Below are 19,302 nucleotides of genomic sequence, written 5' to 3'. Positions count from 1 at the left end.
GGATTTCCCGATTATACGAACTACGATCAGGGGGTTCGTCGTCGGCTGCAGCAGATGGTCAATATCGCAAACAACGACAACGATCGAGCGCAGTCGGATTTTCGAAAGTTTATACAGAATGCTATCGATGTGGCTTGGTCGCGGGTCGCCGTCCGGGATCCAAGTTCAACAGGCTTGTTCGGGTGGAGAGCCGCAGGGACTGGAAGTCCAGGGCCCAGATTCGCGAGATTTCGCACGTTGGCCGGAAACACGTTCTTTACGTTGTGCTCATGATTGAAACCTTGACATGATCGATGTGCTCGAAGAGGCGCGGCGAAGGGGCGCCGCCGGTAGGGATGGGGGGACGCGGGCGCTGCACCGGCTTGGGCCAGGCCCACGAGGGCGGGAGGTGGACGAGCGCGCCCTCGAAGGAGGCGACCTCGTCGCTCCACAGGGGCTGCATGGCGAGGATTTGCCCGCGCACCAGCGCCCGGCGGCGGCGGAGGTCGACGCCGTAGCGCATAGGCTCTCTTACCACGTCACCGTAGCGCACAGCGCAGGAAGAGGACGCGGCGCTCCTGCGGCGCTCGCCGAGGCGCTCCGCGTCAATCCTTCAGGGCGCTCTAAGCCCCAGGCATCTTGAGGCCGCGCTCGTTCATCACGGCTTTGTTGCGCGCCTCGCTCTTCGCGTACGCCGGGCGGGCTTTGACCCGCTCGGCATATCCGGTGAAGCTCGGGCGCGGCTCGAGCATTTTGAAGTCGAGCATGTACGCGATGGTGCCGCCGAAGATGACGTCGGCCATCGAGAACTCCTTGCCGAGGACGAAGTCACGGCCAGAGATGGCCGATTCCATCGTCGCGATCATGTCGTCGTAGTTGCCCCAACCGGCGGAGCCGGCGCGGAACTCCCAGTTGCTGGAAGGGGATCGCGCGCGTGCTCGCCGCGAGCGGCGCGAAGGTCCTCGTGGTGGGGCGTAGCGAGGCGGGGTGCACGGACACGGCGCGGGCGATCGCGGACGCCGGGGGCACAGCGAGCCACTTCCTGGCGGACGTGACCTCGCTCGACGCGATGACGTCGATGGCCCGCGCGGCCATCGACCGGTACGGCCGGATTGACGTCCTGTGCGCCAACGCGGGGATCTTCCCGCAGGTCTCGATCGCGGACATGACGAGCGAGCAGTGGGACGAGGTGCAGGCGGTCAACCTGAAAGGGATGTTCCACGCGGTTAAAGCGTGCCTGCCCGCCATGCAGGAGCAGCGGTATGGCCGCGTCGTCCTCACCTCGTCCATCACGGGCCCGTTCACGGGCTTCCCTGGCTGGTCGCATTACGGCTGTAGCAAGGCGGGGATGCTCGGCTTCATGCGCACGGCGGCGCTGGAGGTCGCGCCGTACGGGATCACGGTCAACGCCGTCCTGCCCGGCAACGTCCGCACCGAGGGGCTCGAAGCTCTGGGCGCCGACTACATGCGCGGGGTGTCGGTGATCACCAGGTCCCGCGTCCGATCGGTGAAGACCGCGGCCGCATGATCGCCGGCGTTCACCGTTCACCGCCGCCCCCTGCGCCGATCTGGGCCCCGCTCGCCTCCACGGCGTAGACGTAGCGCCCGCCGAAAAGTCGAAGGCCCGAGGGCTGCCACCCTCGAGCCTTCTGGAGCTCCGCCTACCGGAGTCCCCCTCCTTCATCACAAGCCGGGCTCCAGGTCCAGAAAACGGCGGCATGGAGCCCGTTGCTGTCGTCCGCCTATCGCCTCGCCCTCTGCGCCCGCTGCCGCGTCCAGCTTCGCCTCTGCCGTCGCTGCGACCGCGGCCAGCGGCTCTGCCCCGATTGCCGCCCGCTCCGGCGTCGTGAGTCGCTCCGCCGCGCCGGCGCCGCCTACCGCACCCGGCCTCGCGCTCGCCGCCTCCATGCCGCTCGCCAGGCCCGCTACCGCGAGCGGCAGCGGGCCAAGTTGTCCGCGCAGAAAGTGACGCATCACGGGGTGACGCAAGCCGCGGCCGCGTCGACGTCCCAGGTCGCGCCGGAGATCACCTCCGGCCGAAAGGACAACGATGACGATCGAACGCGAGATGTCGGCCGCTGCTCGCTGTGCGGAGCGCGGCTTCCGCCCTGGGCCACGCGCGAGCGGCGCGCTCGGCCAACTCTTCACCGACGCGCTCCCCGCGTCCCTCAAGGGCCTCCGCGGTGACAGGAGGCGGCGGTGATCGCCAAGGAGACGGAGGCCGAGATCCTGCGCCTCTACCACGGCGAGAAGTGGCCCGTTGGCACCATCGCCGGCCAGCTCGGGCTGCACCACACCACCGTGCAGCGCGTGCTCGGGCAAGCGGGCGTCGACCCGAAGGTCGTCGCGCCGCGCCCGTCCATGGTCGACCCGTTCGTGCCCTTCATCGTCGAGCAGCTCGGCAAGTATCCCTCGCTGCGCTCGAGCCGCCTCTTCGTCATGCTCAAGGAGCGCGGCTATCCGGGCGGTCCCGATCATCTGCGCCGCGTGATCGGCCGTCTGCGCCCCAAGAAGCCGGCCGAGGCATTCCAGCGGCTCCGCACGTTACCCGGCGAGCAAGCGCAGGTCGACTGGGCGCACTTCGGCAAGCTGGCTGTCGGCCGAGCGCTACGCCCGCTCTGGGCCTTCGTCATGGTGCTCAGCTACTCGCGGCGGATCTTCCTGCGCTTCTTCCCCGGCGCGGCCATGCCCTTCTTCGTGCGTGGGCACGTCGAGGCGTTCGCCGACTTCGGCGGCGTCCCGCGCGTGCTGCTCTACGACAACCTCAAGAGCGCCGTCGTCGAGCGCCACGGCGACGCGATCCGGTTCCACTCCATGCTGCTGGATCTCTCGGCGCATTACCGCTTCGAGCCGCGCCCCGTCGCTGTCGCACGCGGCAACGAGAAGGGTCGCGTCGAGCGCGCCATCCGCTACGTCCGCGAGGCCTTCTTCGAGGCCCGGACCTACGCCGGCCTCGACGATCTCAACCGACAAGCGACCGAGTGGACCAGCTCCGCGGCGCTCGACCGCACCTGGGTCGAGGACCGCGCCCGCACCGTGCGCCAGGCCTTCGACGACGAGCGCAGCGTGCTCTTGCAACACCCCGACACGCCGTTTCCGGCCCACGAGCGCGTCGAGGTCGAGGTCGGAAAGACCCCCTACGCGCGCTTCGATCTCAACGACTACTCCGTCCCCCACGACCGGACGCGCCGCACGCTGGTTGTCCTCGCCGACCTCGATCAGGTGCGCATCGCCGACGGTAACGAGATCGTCGCGACCCACGCCCGCTCGTGGGACCGTGGCCAGCAGTTCGAGCAGCCCGAACACCTCCAGCGCCTGGTCGACGAGAAGCGCCGCGCCCGCGAGCACCGCGGCCTCGATCGGCTCGCCCGCGCCGCTCGCAGCAGCCAGGCCTTTTTGCGCATCGTCGCTGAGCGCGGCGGCAACGTCGGCAGCGCGATCGCCCGGCTTCTGCAGCTGCTCGACGCCGTCGGCGCCGCCGAGCTCGAAGAGGCCCTCGTCGAGGTGCTCGAGCGCGACACCATCCACGTCGGTGCCGTCCGCCAGGTGACCGACCGCCGCCGCTCCGAGCGCCGCCTGCCGCCTCCGGTCTCGATCCCCGTCACGCGCGGCCAGCACGCCAACGTCGTCGTCACGCCGCACTCGCTCGCCACCTACGACGCACTGAAGAAGGACTCGACAGCATGACCGACCTGACGCCCACCGAGACCAAGGCTCGCCTCAAGAGCCTCGGCCTCTACGGCCTCCTCGCCTGCTGGGAGGAGCTCGCCGACAAGCCCTGGCTTCGCGAGGTGCTCGCCATCGAGGAGCGCGAGCGCCACAAGCGCAGCCTCGAACGCCGCCTCAAAAACTCCCGCGTCGCCGCCTTCAAGCCCATGACCGACTTCGACTGGTCCTGGCCCAAGAAGATCGACCGCGAGGCTGTCGACGACCTGTTCGCCCCCGGCTTCATCGCCACCGGCCACAACGCCGTCCTGGTCGGCCCCAACGGCGTCGGCAAGACTATGATCCTCAAGAACGTCGCCCACCAGGCCGTCGTCCGAGGCCACACGGTCCGCTTCTCGACCGCGAGCGACATGCTCGCCGACCTCGCCGCGCAAGAGTCCTCGGCCGCGCTCGCGCGAAGGCTCCACCGCTACACGATCCCTGCGCTTCTGTGCATCGATGAAGTCGGCTACCTCTCCTACGATAGCCGCTACGCCGACCTGCTCTTCGAGGTCGTCACCCGTCGCTGCGAGGCGCAGAAGCCGATCCTGCTCAGCACGAACAAGGCCTTCGCCGACTGGAGCCAGGTCTTCCCGCACGCCGCGTGCGTCGTCACGCTCGTCGACCGGCTCGTGCACCGCGCCGAGGTGATCGAGATCGAGGCCGAGAGCTACCGGCTCAAGGAAGCCAAGGAGCTGAGCGCCATCCGCACCAAGCAGCGCCGCAGCAAGAAGCACTGAGCTGCCGCTTCACCGGTGAAGTTCACCGGCAGCGAACGCGGACTTCACCGGTGAACTTCACCGGCGTCCGGCGTGTTCTTCACCGGCACCGGCTGCGGGTTTCACCGGTGAACTTCACCGAATTCACGCGGGTTGCCGCGATCATCTACACGGGGTGGAGGCCGCGATCCCGCTGAGGAAGTTCGGCGACGTGGAGGACATCGGCCACGCGGCGCTCTTCTTCGCCTCGCGCGAGGCCGGGTGGGTCACGGGCCAGAGCCTCATCGTCGACGGCGGCCAGGTCCTGCCGGAGTTGCCCCAGGCCATCCTGTAGGTGGCGTGGCCCCCGGCGCTTCGGCGGCCGGATGGGGCCCTCCAGCCTCCAGAACGTCAACGCGACCGTGGCGTTGCTCCGCGCGTGCGCCCCGGGCGCCGCCTACGACGAGCGCCTGATGGCCCGGCTTCGGTTCCGGCTTTACGCCTTGTTCTACCGCTCGTCATCGACCGTCTTCTCTGGCGGGACTGTTCCGCGGGGGCGAACGGTCGCGATCGGTTACATTCGACGGTGTCTCCCGGAGACGTGAACCGTATCGCACCGGTTCGAAGGGCATGGACCCAACCCGGGCCCAACCGCCGGACCTCGGGTCCGGGGAGCTCGCGATGGTCGATCCGTCGCCTCGGGCGGCCGTCATCGCCTCGCTCGCCGGCACTCTGAGCCGAGCCGTCGCCCTCGGGGATGTGGAGGCAGCCCGGGTCGTTCACGAGGCGGTCGGCCGACTGCTCGACCTGACGTCAGCTGCGAAGGGGCGAGCCAGCTTGCGCCGACACCAGTGGACTGTTCGAGAAGTCTTTCAACATAGTCGCGGCGGGCGTGCTGGACCTCGCGAATGAAGGCCCCGCCCGCGCGTAATTGATCTGTCCCCGGATGCAGCGCGTCGGCGTTGAGAACGCTTGCCTGCCGCGATCCTGCGGGGCTCGGCCTGCGCATGACCCACTGATCGACCCGCACCCTCGCTCAGGCATTTGCCGCTTGGCGCCGGCCGCGGCGCCTTTCGCTCGCACCGTGACGCACGTCTCGACATTCTGCCAGCAAGGGTCGAAACGAACTATTTAGGGTTCCAGAGCGGAAGTAACCGTCGCAGCTCCTGTGATAGCTCGGATATCCGGCTCCGGCGGATGAATCGGCAAGGGTATTTCACGGAGATTGCTCGTTTAGGTGAAGCCGGCTTGTCCCACGAAACGAGCCCGACTCGACACTCGATGACGCCCCAGGCTTCATCCTGCATGAGGCGTTCAATCTGCCGGGCCCCAGCGTCGCTGATATACGCGGAGGAGTAAACGGTGAAGTCATCGACCGCCTCCCCGTTAAGGCTCAACATCTCGATTCGAGTCGGCGTGCTGTCGGGGAACTTGTCGAATAGGTGGCATCTCCATTGGTACAGGCAGCGGTCGCCGAAGGAAGGGGGGGACGGCTTCACGCTCACTCGGAAGCTCGGTCGGATCCATCCAACGGGCAGGGCCGACGCGATACTCCCGGGGAAGGAAGGAACGATCACGGAGTATAACTCCGCCATGCGATGCCAGTTGGATGGCAGGCTGGATGGAGAGGACGCGCCGCGTATTTGGCCATAGGCAGGGAAGAAGCGAAGCTTCTGCCCATCATGCGCTCTCTGGTGCGCAAGCGTCTGGAACCGATCGGCGTCACTCGGGAGGTACTCGGTGCTCACGGGATTGCCCAGATGCTCGCTCCATAACCTGCGGCGAAAATCGGATACGACACTCTTGTCGAGGATGATGGCGCTCAGCTCGGTGTCGGGTCGGTCGCCGTGAGGATAGTGACCTTCCAGCGAGATGCCACCGGCGTTCGCCGAACCTATCAGAGCCCAGCAATCGTCGACGATCAGGATCTTGGAGTGAACATAGATTTGCGCTACGGTTGGGACGGCATTGGAGTGAGGCCCCTGGACGAGAGAATACATCCCGAAGCGGTCACCGAGGCTGGCAACCAAGGCCTCTATCTCCCTGCCGATGAACAATTCCTGATTTCTCCCTGCGCCAGCTGACCTGAGCGGGTGATGGGGTAGCATTAATAAAATTCGAAAATTCGGGTTGTTCTGATTTTTTCTAGCCGAATTGAGCAGCGCTGCCCAGATGTGTTCGTCCGCGATCCACTGGTTCTCGAGATAGATGTAGCGCTGCGCGGCCTCGATGCCGATGAGATACGCGTCCTTGCAGGAGCGCTCCCATGCCTCCTTGCTCTCGTTCCACGATGGGGCGCCCTCCCGCGCATAGTCCGCAGGCATGGACCTGACGATTTGGATGAGTCTATCCTGCTCGTTCTCTTTTCCGGTGGGCTTCGGGTATGACTTGGCACCCTTGACCTCTTCCAGGTTCGGCCGCCTGGGGCCGCTCGGCACCGGCGTCGCCAGGATTCTTCCATTTGAATACTTCGTCAATCGATGGAGGTTTCCGTGGTTCCATCGCTGGACGAAGTTGTCGCGCACGAAATCAACGGCATCGCCCCGGATTCTGCAGTGAATGTCGTGCCAGTACCTCTCCGTCCTGGAGGTGTTTCGATTGTATGTCTGGTGGAGATTGGTGTCCCATCGGTCTCCATCGATGTAAGTCAAATCGATCCCGCCCAGAAACGCCGTTTCGTTATCGACGACGACGGTCTTTTGATGATGCGTGCCGAATCCCCACGTCTGCGGGTGTATATCGGTGTAGCAGTTGACGTTGGGGACTTGCGCAAGTGCAGAGAAGAGCCTGTACGTCTCCGGTAGGTAGTTGTAGAGGCCGCCCTGTTCGACCAAAAGACGCCTATGAAGACCTTGGCCGTCTCCAGAGTGTGCGGACCAGGTCCCCTCTTTCAGCCGGTCCGGACGGTTATCGATTGGCCTTATGATGTCATGCTCGGTGGTCCAGAATTGATTGACAAGAAGGTACACGCTCACGCCTCGCATACCAGCGTTGGCCAGAACCCAAGCGAGCTCCGTTCTCGCCCCCGTGAGCCTCGAACCGATCCTTTCGAGTCTGAAATCCCACATGAAATGTAGGCCAGTCAGGAAGATGGAGCTCTTGGCCTCGTTGATGGCGACGTGGAGGTCTGAGCAGTATTCCCTGCCGTCCACGTAGATCCGCACGTCGTTGCCTGTGGTGACGGGCAAATAGTCGACAAACCAGGTCACGCGTTCCTCCTCTTTATCGTCGGGCAGCAACGCTCGCGGCGGCCACTCGTGAGTATGGCCGCCGCGCAAAGAGCGTCACGTCGTCACGGCTCCTCCTCCACGGGGATCCATTCCCACTTGTCTTCGGCCACGCGTTGCCACTTCGGCAGGCCATCGCCTCCGCGCAGGTACACGAGCGGTGTTGGCACCCGGATCTCCCAGGGTTCGTTCACTGGCGTTTCCTCTTCAGCCGCGCCGCTCCTCTCGCGGATCTCGTCGATGATCGACAGGTACAGCGGGCTCTGAATCTGCGGCGGCTCGCCGCTGCCGCTCCACAGCTTCCCGGTCTCGAGATAGTGTGTGACCGCAGTCTCGAAGTCGCGCCGGACGGGCACGACGACACGGGCGGCGCCCGCCTGCAAGAAATCGCGAAACTCCGGATCTGGCTCCTCGCTTTCGACACGCGAATCCCACGTGCTACGCCGCGCCCAGAAGTAGGGATAGAAGACGTATTGCATCTGATCCCACTCGAACGCCTGCTCGAAGAACCGGATGAAGCTCCCCTCGATGCGCGCTTCGGTGAAGTCGAAGAAGGGAGGGTTCCCGGGCTTCGTGGCGTCAAAGCCTTCGAAGCGCTGCTCGGTGATGATCGAAATGCAGTGCTTCTTCAGCTCCTGCAGGATCGTGCGCCGGTTCTGCTGCGGCGGCGTGCCGAACGGCTGCCGCGCCGCGTTCTCGCGAGCGCGCGCCTCCGCTCGGACCTTGTTGACCTTCTGCTCCCATTCGTCAACCCGAGCGAGATAGGCGGCATGAATCTTTTTGACCGTCTCGGATTTCCAGGCGTTCAACCCCTCGGTATTGCGCTCGCATTCGATCGTCACCTGAATAGAATACTTGTGGCTCTGCCACGCCACGATCCCAATGTCGAGCTTGCCCTCCGGGGCCAGGTCGGACTTCGGGAGGTCGAAGACGATGCCTTCGGTCGGTTTCGCGACGTTGTCTTCGTTGTCCTCGCCGCCCACGACCTCGAACTCGTCATCACCCGCCGTCCACGTCTTCGTGACCTCGCCGATCGTGACGCCGATGCCAGGCATGTGGTCAGAAAGCATGATCGGCAAAACCTTTGCCCTCACTGCGCGATAGCCAGGGGGAATCACCACCTCGAGCCGGGCCACGCTTCGCGGATTTCCTGTCTCTGCTTCTCCGTCGAGCGGGTGCATGAACCCGGTGGTGAGAAGCAATTTCTCCTCCGGCGGTGGCACGACATCGAGCGCGCCGTAATCCGACACCAGCTTTTGCCAGGTATCGGTATTTTCCAAGTCGACGAACGTGGGCTTGTAGGGCTTGGGAGCGGAAGGAATGCGCGGCCCGGCCTCGTCACCCGCCGCCGTATGCAGGAGAAACGACGCCGGCTCCGGGACCATGAAGTCGAACATCGCCCGGACGCCGTAGTTGAAGACCTGGGCTTCGTAGATCTTGTCTATGAACTGGTAGACGCCGCGGACGTGCGCGCCCGTCTTGTTGTCGGCTTCGTGCTGGTTCGTCTCCTCGGTCTCGAGGATCATCTTCCGTGTCCGTTGCTCCGATACCTTTTGCGTGATCCGATCTATCGAGCGCTCGACCACGTCGTGAGCGAACTGCGCGGCGTTCTTCGACGATTGCTCCTGGGATTTCTGGACATCCATCTCGAAGTCGCTGGAGAACTCGATCATTTTTCCATATTTGATGGAGAGGCTGAGGTCGACTCCGTAATGTTGCTCCTGTCGGAGCGTCTCCGAAGTCTCGCGATTGAGCTCGAAGCGGTCCGCCGTCTCGAGCTCGTGCGTCTGCTCGCGTATCTTCTCCGTCTCGGTCGTGAGCGTCTCCTCGCTCCGCTCGAGCAACCTGTGCGAGCGCAGCTTCTTCTCGCCGCTCAGCACGTTCTCGATGTGTGCGATTTCACCCGCTTCGTACCGCTTCACCTGCTTCCTGACGACCAGGAGATCGGCGACGCCGACGGGGCGGATACGCAGGGGAGCACGCTTCTTTCCCCCGCCGGCCCCGGGCGCGCTGGCCAACGGGCTCTCGCTGGCACCGTAAGGCTCGTCGAGGTCGTAAGCCGCGCTGAATGGCGTCAGCAGCGGGCGACGCAGCAGGTCTGACAACGCGATCGAGCTCCCGTTCGACTGCAGAAAGTGGTAAACGCGATAGAGATCCTGCATCGCTCGCAGGTCCTCAGGAAGATCGTGCGTGGCGAAGACGCTCGCCAGCAGCGTGTCGGACAAGCGTTTGATGGTATTCTCGATCTGCAACGAGCCAATATCCCCAATCTGCGTGATGAGGTCCGTGGTTGTCGCGCCGGGCTGCTCTCTCAGCGCTTCGATCGCAACGAGAACCGTCGCGGCGCCGGGGAGCTGCGTCGCTTCGCGCACCGTCTCGACGCCGCGCTGCAGCGCGAGGGTTGCTTCCTTCTGCCGCGCTTCTGCCCCTCGCGCCGTGCGCAGCCGGGCGGCGAGCTGTGTTGCACCGACGAGCGGCGCCGGGTTCCTGGATCGAGGCGGCACCGGTGGACGCAGCTGAATAAAACGGAATAGATCATGAAATGAACTCGTGCGCGACATGTTGACCTCCACCATCGGGTTCGAAAAGGACGGACGCGGCGTGGTGAGTAGCAAGCAGAACAACAGGTCGAAGTCGTCGATGACGAGCAGGTCGACCCCCACGAACCTGGCCAGCCGGCGATCGTAGCTGCCGTCGGCGCGGCCGGCGCGCAGCTGTTTGAGCAGGTCGCTCACGCCCAAATACAGCACCTAGTGGACCGTTCGATGAGCCTTTCAACATAGCCGTAAAGCAGAGCCGCGTGATCGCGGCTCGCCGCCCGTATGCAGGTTCGACAGGTCACCGCGGACTATGTTGAACGACTTGTCGAACGGTCCACTAGCCCTTCGCACAGCGCCGCGAGTGCTGGCCTGCTCGACGAGCGTCCGATCTCGGTCCGGCACCTTGTACAGCTATACGGTAGGATGCCTTCCGCTTGGTGCTACGTCGCGGCAATCCCAGGCGTTTCAGGCGTGGCACGGCTCGACCCAGACGAAGCCGAGCGTCCCCCCCTTCGCGTCCCGCACACACAGCCCGCCATTCGTAAACATTACCTCGGCATTCGTTTCTCTCTCCTTGTCAAGCAAATGGTCCCGGCGCCCCGCTCCGTCGGCGGCCTGCCCGCCCCCCGAAGGGAGCGGACAGGCCTTCTCGAGCAACCCGGGGGCCCAGAAAAACATCAGATGAAGCGGAACACCACCTTGTTCCCGCTGATCGCCACGTGCTTCGGGACCAACGCCGACGGGCTGTAACCGAACAGCGAGTACTCCGACGCGGCCTTGACCAGCGCGTCGAGGCCCCGCTGCACCTCGTTCGCGACGATCACCTGGAAGCCCTCCTGGTTGAGGAGCTGCATCACGCTGTTCTCGATCCGCGGCCGCACCTTGCTCGTGATCCAGTCATCGATACTCTCGATGAGCGCCGGGGCGTCGAGTTCGCCCAGGAAGTCGACGTTCGTGACCTCGTAGCTGATCGAGGGCCGCCCGTCGGACGTCTCGTGGTTGATCAGCTTGACGTACAGGTCGCAGCGGGGATTCTCGATGTTCCAGTCCCGCGCCACGCCGTCGCCCACGTTCCTGTCGACGCGCTTGATCTCCCTCCCCTTGTCCTCGAACACGATGGACAGCCGCGTCTCGTTCTCGCCGATCGGCTTCGCGTGAATGACGTCGGACGTCATATCGTTGATGAAATAGCGGTACGTGAGCCGATCATGGTGCGGCATCGTGAACTTCTTGATCACGCTGCCGAGCTTGATGTAGCTCCCGTCCTTCAGCGGCTGGTCGCCGCTCGCGTGACCGTCGAGCCGGATCTCGACCTTGTTGAGCTGCGTATTGGCGAGCTCCATAGCCGTCGCGATAGGAATGGCGATTTCCGGCAAGAACGGCGCGAAAATGCCCGTCCCCAGCGGGGAGCCGGCCGCCTTCACCAGCGAGCGGTTCGGCTGGAGCGACATGCCGAGCGTGCCATTTCCCGTCTTCTTGCCCTTGGGGACCGCGATCCACTCGCCCTTCAACGTGTTCCCGCTCCGCTCGCCCACGAAGACGACGGCCTTCTCGGGGCGCTCGCCCTTCTTGAAGTCCTCCTCCGCGAAAAAAACCACGAGCTCGCCGATCTGCCGGAGGTAGCACCGGTGGCCATCGTCGTCGAAGACGCCGTCGAGGTCGGCGAGGGTATTGCCCGTGAAACCGGCGTACTTCGCCCTGCCTGGCAGCTTGTCGACGATCGCGTCCATGGAGACCGGGCCGAGCGCCTTGCTGGGAAAGCCGCCCGTCTCGCTGACGCGCTCGAGCGAACCATTGGGCCGGACCTTCAGGGTCACCTGGCCGAGCGTCGTCGCCCTGTCCTTGGGGACGCTATAGAAGCGCCCGTTGATGACATCACCCTCCCGCGTGCCATGAAACACGTGGGCGTAATCGCGCCCGGGGTGCTCGGCGAACCAGTATACCTTCTCGCCGACCTCCGTCACGTAGTAGGCGCCGCCGTCATTTCCCGCAAAGACGGGCGCGAGCGGGGTGTGCGTCGCCGTCTTGCTCGTGAGCGTGCTGGCGCTGGGTTGCATGGGGTTGTTGCTCGGCATGACTCTCTCCTTCAGGCAAAGTTGCTTCGATCCACCCCGCGGTCACCCGCGCGGCGTCGACGAAGCCACTCATCGCAAGGAGGATGCCGACGAGAATCGCGCCCGCCGCCGGGACCAACACGCGTCTTGGGTGCCCCGATCCAGCCGTTTGGCGAGGAAATGACGGGTGACACGTGACGTCACGGTGTCACGTGTCGCTTTCGCCGCGCACCTCTCCCGTGCGTGCCTATCGCGTCTGCTCGCCGATCCTAATTCAGGGTGCAGGCGACGCTGCCGCTCCTTCCAGAGGCGGCGGTCACGGCTGCGCACGAACCCAACACGGATGAAGGTATGGCATGACACGAGCGGCTCTCGCGCGTGTATCGGCACCGCTTGCTCGTCGTCAGGCTGACAGCGGGGTGCGCGCCACCGACAGAGAGACCCCGGAGGCTCCCGCGGGCGGATGGTCCAGCCCGAGGAGCTCGCCGTGACCGAGCCGTCGCTTCGGGCGGCCGTGGTAGGGGGACGAGCACGCTCGCCGGTAGTCGCGTCGGCAGCAGGACTCACCGTCGCTGGCAGGTGTCCTTCGCGGACCCGCACCGCGTCGCCGAGCAGCCGGCGCCGTCCCCCCTACGGGCCGGTCGCGGCGCGATCTCCTCGGCCAGAGGCCGCGCTGGCGGATGCCAGATCAGCCCTCCTCGTCCACCACATCAAGCCTCTCCTGCCGCTCCATCCAGCGATAGAGCTGCGTCCGGTGCATTCCCAGGGCGCGCGCTGCGGGCGCGACTTTCCCGCCGGAGGCGCGCAGCGCCTCTCGGATGGCCGCGTCGGAGGGCTTCGCCGGCGCGGGGGGCGGCGCCGAGGGAGCCTTCTCGGCCTGCGGAGCCTCGATGGCCATGCCGGCGCGCGGCGCGAGGTGCCGCCCGAACACGATGTTCCCCTCCTCTGCCGCGATCTGCGCCGCCTGCTGCACCTCGGAGAGCAACTCGCGCACGTTGCCCGGCCAGTGTCGCAACAGGCACGCCTCGACCAGCGAGATGTGGGGCGCGAGGAGCGAGGCCTCGGGCGCGCTGCCCCTCGCCGACGCGCCGCCCTCGCGCACGGCGCGCTCGACGAGCCAGGGGATCTCTTCCAGCCGCTCGCGCAGGGGTGGAAGCGTCACCGTGGGCGTCCCAAGGCGGAAGAACAGGTCCGCGCGCATCTTGCCCTCGGCCACCCGAGCTCGCAGGTCCGCGTGGGTCGCCGAGCAGATCCGGACGTCCACCCGCTCGGGCGCGTTCGCCCCGACCGGCAACACCTCGCTGGTCTCGATCACCCGCAGGAGCTTCGCCTGCACCGCGAGATCCAGCTCGGCCACCTCGTCGAGGAAGAGCGTGCCCCCGTGCGCGCTCTGCACGAACCCCTTCGCGTCGACCGCGCCTGTGAAGGCGCCCCTGCGCGCACCAAAGAGCAATCGCTCGGCGAGCTCCTCCTGCAGCGTCGCGCAGTTCACCGGGACGAACGGCCCACGGCGCGCGGGGCCAGCCTCGTGGAAAGCGCGCGCCAGAAGCTCCTTGCCCGCGCCGCTCTCGCCCGTCACGTGCACGATGCGCCTCGTGCGGGCGGCGCGCGTGACGGCCTTGAAGGTCCGCTCGAGCGCGGGCCCCATCACCATGGTGCCGCCGCTTGCTACCCCGGTCCGAAGCGGCCGGAGGTCCGTCGCAAACAGAAACAACGATGATCCCGTGCGGACGAAGCGCAGCGCCTCGCCGGCTCGCTCGTCCGAGAGCTTCTCCCCGTCGACGGCCGTGCCGTTACGGCTGCCGAGGTCGCGCACCGACCAGCGCCGCCCGTCGAACGCGACGCGTGCATGCGCGCGTGACATACGGTCGTCGTCGACGCGCACGCCGGACACCTCGCGGCGACCTAGCTCGATGGCGCCCCGCTCGAGCGGGATCGGCGCGAAGGTCGCCCGATCGCCCGAGAAGATGAGCACGAGCCCCGGGAGCGGCTCCCCCACCTCCCCGTCCTCGTAGGCGTCCCACGGTTCGTCTTCCACGGTCTCACGCTGGCCCACGGGTCGGAGTATAGCTGCGCCCTGCGCGGTGACACGCGCGGAAACGTGTCATGGCGTGTGACGCTGCCTTGGGCAGCGCGGCCCTGCCACGCCAGGCTCCCCTGCTGCTCGCCGCGCTGCACGAGCGCGGCGAGCAGCACGAGCGGCGCGCAACACAAGCGCCGCTGCCCGCGCGGCCTTGAGCCACGTCCCCGCCATGCAGCTCATACGACCATGATCTTGTCGTCCGTGTACACGATGACGAAGCGCGTGTCCGCTGGCAGGCCGCTGGGGCCAAAACAGGCGACCTCAGCACGCGCATGGGACTCGTCACCGTCCCAGCGTACGACCTTGCAGTACGCCGATCCGGGTCCGTGGGCCGTTACCTGTACGTTGGAGCCCGTCGCCGACACTGCCGGCAGGTCCAGGAAATAGCGGCCTACGGTCGTGCGCCCGGCGGTGATTTTTGTCGCGACATCGCAGCAGCCCGCGATGTGGCCATGTTGATAGGAGAGCGTGGGCACGTACGCCGCTGAAAAGGGGTCGTGCGCCAAGGCGTAGAGGAAGGAATACCCGCCATTGGCACGTCACCTCCGGTGTGTACGCCGGCGCCGTCGGATCGTTGGCCCAAACATACGCTTCGTGCGAGGGGCCGGTGCCCGATTTGCGGACGTATGCGATGCTGAAGAGGGTGTTGACCGCTGTGCCGCCGGCAGTGAAGCAGTTGACATAGGCATGGACGTCGCCGCCGCCGTTGTCCCAGTGATCGACCTTGCAACGTTCGGCGCCGGAACCGTAGGCCGTGACCTGGACATCGCCGCTCGCCCCGCTCCCACCCTGGATGCGCATCGATCGGCCGGACGTCACGAAGTCGTTCTCTTCCTCCGCGACAGGGCCCAGGAGCGCGGCTCGCCTGTCGAGATCTCGATGTCGAACGCCGGCTGCGCGTTCCAGGCCTCGAAAGAGCAGTTCGTCACGCTGCACTGAACCACGCCGCGCACGCGCAGCGGCACGGCGCTGCCCTCGGAGGCCACACCGTCGATGACCAGGGTCGCAACGCCCTTCACGTCGATTCCCACGTCGTTGTCGCCGTTGATGCCCAGCACGCGGCCGTCTATATTTCGCCGTAATGGCCACGGAGACCATCGAGCAGACCGGCCCAGGCGAACGCACCAGCCTCCCCACCCTCGACGCTGGGTCTGTCCTGGATGAGCGATTTGCCATCGAACGACTCGCGGGCGCGGGTGGCATGGGCATGGTCTACCGGGCGCGCGATCTGCGCACCGGCGAGGCGGTCGCCGTCAAGGTCATGCGCGTGGACGACCGCGCCGCCGCAGATCGATTCACGCGGGAGGCCAAGCTGCTCGCGGGCCTCGATCACCCGGCGATCGTGCGCCACATCGGGCACGGGGTCGACGCCGAGGGCTGGCCGTGGCTCGCGATGGAGTGGCTTTCCGGCGAGGATCTCGCCGTGCGCCTCGGCCGCCAAGCGCTCGGGCTCGCGGACTGCATCTGCGTGGCCCTGCGCGTCGCGCAGGCGCTCGCCGCGGCGCACGCGCAGGGGATCGTCCACCGCGACGTCAAGCCAAGCAACGTGTTCTTGCCCGGAGAGGACGTCGCGGAGGCCAAGCTGCTCGATTTCGGCATCGCACGCCCAGGGCGCGAGACGGTGGCGCTCACCCGCACGGGCACGCGCCTGGGCACGCCGGGGTACATGGCTCCGGAGCTGGTGAGCGGCGACAGGCCGGCCTCCGCGAGGGCGGACGTGTTCTCGCTCGGCTGCTTGCTGTACGAGTGTTTGAGCGGCAGGCCTGCCTTCGCCGGGGCGCATGCGCTGGCAGTGCTGGCGAGGCTCCTGCTCGAAGAGCCTCCGCGCGTAGACGAGATCCGGGCCGACGTGCCTCTCGCGCTCGCGGATCTCGTCGCGCGCATGCTGGCCAAGGACCCGTCCCTGCGCCCCGCGAGCGGAGCCGAGGTCGTGGAGGTGCTCGCGAGGCTCGACGTGGAGCGCGGGGCCCCCTCCGCGGTGCGGCCGCCTGCGCCGGCGTTGACAGGCTCGGAGCAGCGGCTCTTCTGCGCCGTCGTCGCAGCGCCGGAGCCTGGAGCCGAGATGCCTTCCCTGGCCGAGGATCTCCGCGCCGCGCTCGGGTCGCTCGGGGCGCGGATCGACGAGGCGGCGGGCGGCGCGCTGCTCGTCACGCTCATGGGCGGCGCCGGCAGCGCGACCGATCAGGCAGCGCGCGCGGCCCGGTGCGCGCTCGTCGTGCGGTCGTTCTGGCCGCGAGGCGCAGTCGCGCTGGTTTCAGGGCGCGGCGAGACGCGCGGACGGCTTCCCGTGGGCGCCGTGGTGGAGCGCGCAATCCGCATGTGCGGCGCCGGCGAGAGCCGCTCCCCGCCTGCTCCCGCGGCCGTGTGGATCGACGACATCACCCGCGCGCTGCTTGATGTGCGCTTCGAGGTCACGGAGAGCAAGGAGGGCGCGCTGCTCCTCGGCGAGCGGGAGATTGGCGCGGAGGCGCGGCGCCTGCTTGGCCGGCCGAGCCCTTGCGTCGGCCGGGAGCAGGAGCTCACGTCCATCGACGCCGTCGTGGAGGGTTGCATCGGCGACGAGGGCGCGCGCGTGATCCTCGCGGTAGGGGCGCCGGGCATCGGAAAATCTCGCCTGTGGCACGAGGCCTCGCGCAGGATGCGCGAGCGGTGGCCCGATCTCGCGATCTGGGTAGGCAGGGGGGACGCGACGCGCGCAAGCTCGGCGTTCGCGCTGATCGGCTCGGCGCTCCGGGGTGCTGCGGGCGTCGCGGGGGGCGAGCCGCTCGAGGTGCGTCGCGAAAAAGTCCTGTCGCTCGCCGCCCCGGTGCCCGCGGTTGATCGGCCGAGGGTGGCGGCGTTCCTCGGCGAGCTCGCGGGTGCGCCGTTCCCCGACGACGAGCTGCCCGTCCTGCGCGGCGCGCGGCTCGACGGGTCGATCATGGCGGCGCAGGTCCAGCGCGCCTTCACCGAGTTCCTCGGGGCCTTCTGCGCGGCGCGCCCGCTCGTGCTCGCGCTCGAGGATCTGCACTGGGGCGACGCGCCGAGCGTCAAGCTCGTCGACGTGGCGCTCTCGACGTTCGCGGACCGCCCCCTCGCGGTCATCGCTTTCGCGCGGCCCGGCGTGCACGAGGTGCACCCGCGAGCATGGGTCGATCGTCCGGTATACGAGATGCGCCTGCGTGGGCTCGCGCGGGGCGCGGCCGAGCGGCTCGTGCGTCACACCCTCGGCTCATCGGTCGGGGATGCCCTCGTGAGCGCGATTGTGGAGCGGGCGGATGGCAATGCGTTCTACCTCGAGGAGCTCATCCGCGCGGCGGCGGCAGGTCAGCGCGAGGGTCTGCCCGAGACGGTGCTTGGGATGGTAGAGGCGCGCCTCTCGGCGCTCGATCCCGATGCGCGGCGCATCCTGCGCGCGGCGAGCGTCTTCGGCGAGACCTTCTGGGCCTCCGGCGTGGCCGGGCTGCTCGGGGGCGCGGTGCCCGCACCTTTGCTCGCGCAGTCGCTCCATGAGCTCGTCGCGCGCGAGGTGATCGTGCGGCGAAGCCGGAGCCGTTTCGCAGGCGAGGAGGAGTTCGCCTTCTCGCATATGCTGCTGCGCGACGGCGCGTACGCCATGCTGACGGAGGCCGACGGCGCGCTCGGGCACCGGCTCGCCGCGACCTGGCTCGAGGCGGCGGGGGAGGAGGATCCGGCGGTGCTGGCAGCGCACCGGGAGCGGGGCGGGGAGGCCCGCCGCGCGGCTGAGCTGTACGCACGCGCTGCGGGGCGAGCCATCATGGCGTGCGATTTCGAGACGGCCATCGCGCAAAGCACGCGCGGCCTGGCATGCGGTGCGGACGGGGATCTGGGCGCGGCGCTCTACCGGGGGCGGGGGGAGGCCCGGTTCAATCTCGGCGATCTCGTGGGGGCCCAGCACGACGCGCTCGCCGGGCTCGAGCGCGTGACACCGGGCACGGGCATGCAAGGCATGCTGCTCGCCGTGACCATATGGATGGCGCTCATGAGCGGCGACCCTACCCCCCTCGCCTCGGCGATCCCGGCCCTGCTCAACATTGAGCCCACGAAAGATGCGTCGAGCACCCTTGCGACCAGCCTCGCGATGGTGCACGGGATGCTCCTCTATACGGGCCGCCCCGACCTGTGCGCCGCAGCGGAGACCAAAGCTGCGGCGGCGATGCGGGTTTCGCCTGCGGATTCGATTGCCGCGGCCTGGTATGAGAACGCGCTGGGCGAGCGCGCTCTCTTCATGGACCGGGATCCGTGGGCCGCGCTCTGCCGGCACCGCCGAGCGCTCTCCATGTTCGAAGAGGTAGGCGCGCAGCACCATGCGGCAATCGCGCGAGGTTACGTGGCCTTGAATCTCCTGGGCCTCGGCGCGCATGACGAGGTGCTCGCGATGGTCGCCGCCGCCGACGCATCGAACGCGCACGCGCACTTCGCCGTCGGTGGAATGGGCCTGTTCAGCAGAGAGCACGCGCTCGTCGCAAGGGGGCGCGGCGCGGAGGCGCTTGCCGAGACGGCCGCGCTCCTGGGCAGCCAGGCGACACTCGAGGTTCGGATGCTCACGGCAGCGCTCCACGCATTTCGTGCCGAAGCCCACCTCGCCGCCGGCAACGTCGCCCTGGCGGAGCGCGAGCTCCTGCTCGCCCAGCCAATGCTCGCGTCGAGCCCCGTCAACGCCCAGCACACCCTTGCCTTGCAAGCCGCCGTGCTCCTCGCCGAGGGGCGTGGCGCCGAGGCCGTCGAGCCCGCCAGGCAGGCCTACCACCTGGTAGAGACCACGGGCATCATCCACCCTCGTCACGCGCTGGCCCCGCTCGTGCTCGCCGAAGCGCTCGCCTCGACGGGCCAGGAAGAGCGTGCGCGAGGGGTCATAGCGAAGGCCAGAGACGACCTCCACGTGCGCGCGGCGCGCATCCCCGATCCCGATCTCGCGCGCTCGTTCCTCGAAGCCGTCCCCGAGCACGCGCGGATGCTCGCCCTCGCGGCCAGGTGGCTCTCATGATGAACGGCGGGTAAGGTCAATCTAGAGGC

General features: G+C 67.2%; 12 protein-coding genes and 1 pseudogene. 5 read left to right on the top strand and 8 right to left on the bottom strand.

The features are described from left to right. Positions 1 to 256: 256 nt before the first annotated feature. A complete protein-coding gene (locus WMF43_RS48405; protein WP_437675672.1) occupies positions 257 to 502 on the bottom strand; it encodes a hypothetical protein in 246 nt (81 codons plus the stop codon). 100 nt (positions 503 to 602) lie between these two features. After that, positions 603 to 845: a hypothetical protein gene (locus tag WMF43_RS48400; protein ID WP_437675671.1), complete on the bottom strand. Its 243-nt coding sequence runs from the start codon at positions 843 to 845 to the stop codon at positions 603 to 605. A 68-nt stretch (positions 846 to 913) separates the two neighbouring features. On the opposite strand from WMF43_RS48400, the gene WMF43_RS48395 reads away from it, so the two are divergent. From WMF43_RS48395 to WMF43_RS48380, 4 genes and pseudogenes are all read left to right on the top strand, one after another. Continuing rightward, positions 914 to 1,507: an SDR family NAD(P)-dependent oxidoreductase gene (locus tag WMF43_RS48395; RefSeq protein WP_437675670.1), complete on the top strand. Its 594-nt coding sequence runs from the start codon at positions 914 to 916 to the stop codon at positions 1,505 to 1,507. 671 nt (positions 1,508 to 2,178) lie between these two features. Further along, the gene (gene istA, locus WMF43_RS48390) at positions 2,179 to 3,666 is read left to right on the top strand and encodes an IS21 family transposase (RefSeq protein WP_437675669.1); all 1,488 of its coding nucleotides are present in this window, start codon (positions 2,179 to 2,181) and stop codon (positions 3,664 to 3,666) included. Next, on the top strand, positions 3,663 to 4,424 hold the full coding sequence (locus WMF43_RS48385; RefSeq protein ID WP_437675668.1) for an ATP-binding protein: 762 nt from the start codon (positions 3,663 to 3,665) through the stop codon (positions 4,422 to 4,424). Before istA ends, WMF43_RS48385 begins: the two co-directional genes overlap by 4 nt. A 139-nt stretch (positions 4,425 to 4,563) precedes the next feature. Further along, positions 4,564 to 4,737: pseudogene (locus tag WMF43_RS48380) on the top strand (SDR family oxidoreductase); the annotation flags it as partial. A gap of 772 nt (positions 4,738 to 5,509) precedes the next feature. On the opposite strand, the gene WMF43_RS48375 reads toward WMF43_RS48380, so the two are convergent. The 6 genes from WMF43_RS48375 to WMF43_RS48350 form a co-directional block, all read right to left on the bottom strand. Continuing rightward, on the bottom strand, positions 5,510 to 7,591 hold the full coding sequence (locus tag WMF43_RS48375) for a phospholipase D-like domain-containing protein (RefSeq protein ID WP_437675667.1): 2,082 nt from the start codon (positions 7,589 to 7,591) through the stop codon (positions 5,510 to 5,512). A gap of 83 nt (positions 7,592 to 7,674) precedes the next feature. Continuing rightward, the gene (locus WMF43_RS48370; protein ID WP_437675666.1) at positions 7,675 to 10,344 is read right to left on the bottom strand and encodes a hypothetical protein; all 2,670 of its coding nucleotides are present in this window, start codon (positions 10,342 to 10,344) and stop codon (positions 7,675 to 7,677) included. A gap of 482 nt (positions 10,345 to 10,826) precedes the next feature. Continuing rightward, the gene (locus WMF43_RS48365; RefSeq protein WP_437675665.1) at positions 10,827 to 12,224 is read right to left on the bottom strand and encodes a hypothetical protein; all 1,398 of its coding nucleotides are present in this window, start codon (positions 12,222 to 12,224) and stop codon (positions 10,827 to 10,829) included. A 667-nt stretch (positions 12,225 to 12,891) separates the two neighbouring features. Further along, positions 12,892 to 14,241, bottom strand: a complete 1,350-nt coding sequence (locus tag WMF43_RS48360; protein ID WP_437675664.1) for a sigma 54-interacting transcriptional regulator — start codon at positions 14,239 to 14,241, stop codon at positions 12,892 to 12,894. Between the two features lie 221 nt (positions 14,242 to 14,462). Next, entirely contained in the window at positions 14,463 to 14,762 is a 300-nt protein-coding gene (locus WMF43_RS48355) for a hypothetical protein (protein WP_437675663.1), read from the bottom strand. A 339-nt stretch (positions 14,763 to 15,101) separates the two neighbouring features. Further along, positions 15,102 to 15,344 (bottom strand): hypothetical protein, encoded by a 243-nt coding sequence (locus WMF43_RS48350; protein WP_437675662.1) that lies wholly within the window; start codon positions 15,342 to 15,344, stop codon positions 15,102 to 15,104. Between the two features lie 23 nt (positions 15,345 to 15,367). On the opposite strand from WMF43_RS48350, the gene WMF43_RS48345 reads away from it, so the two are divergent. Beyond that, complete coding sequence (locus WMF43_RS48345; protein ID WP_437675661.1) at positions 15,368 to 19,273, top strand: serine/threonine-protein kinase; 3,906 nt, start codon at positions 15,368 to 15,370, stop codon at positions 19,271 to 19,273. Positions 19,274 to 19,302: the final 29 nt, after the last annotated feature.

Origin of the sequence: Sorangium sp. So ce131, from assembly GCF_051519095.1 — a bacterium.
In the GTDB taxonomy this organism is placed as follows: Bacteria; Myxococcota_A; Polyangia; order Polyangiales; family Polyangiaceae; genus Sorangium.
This window is presented reverse-complemented; position numbering and strand designations above follow the sequence as displayed.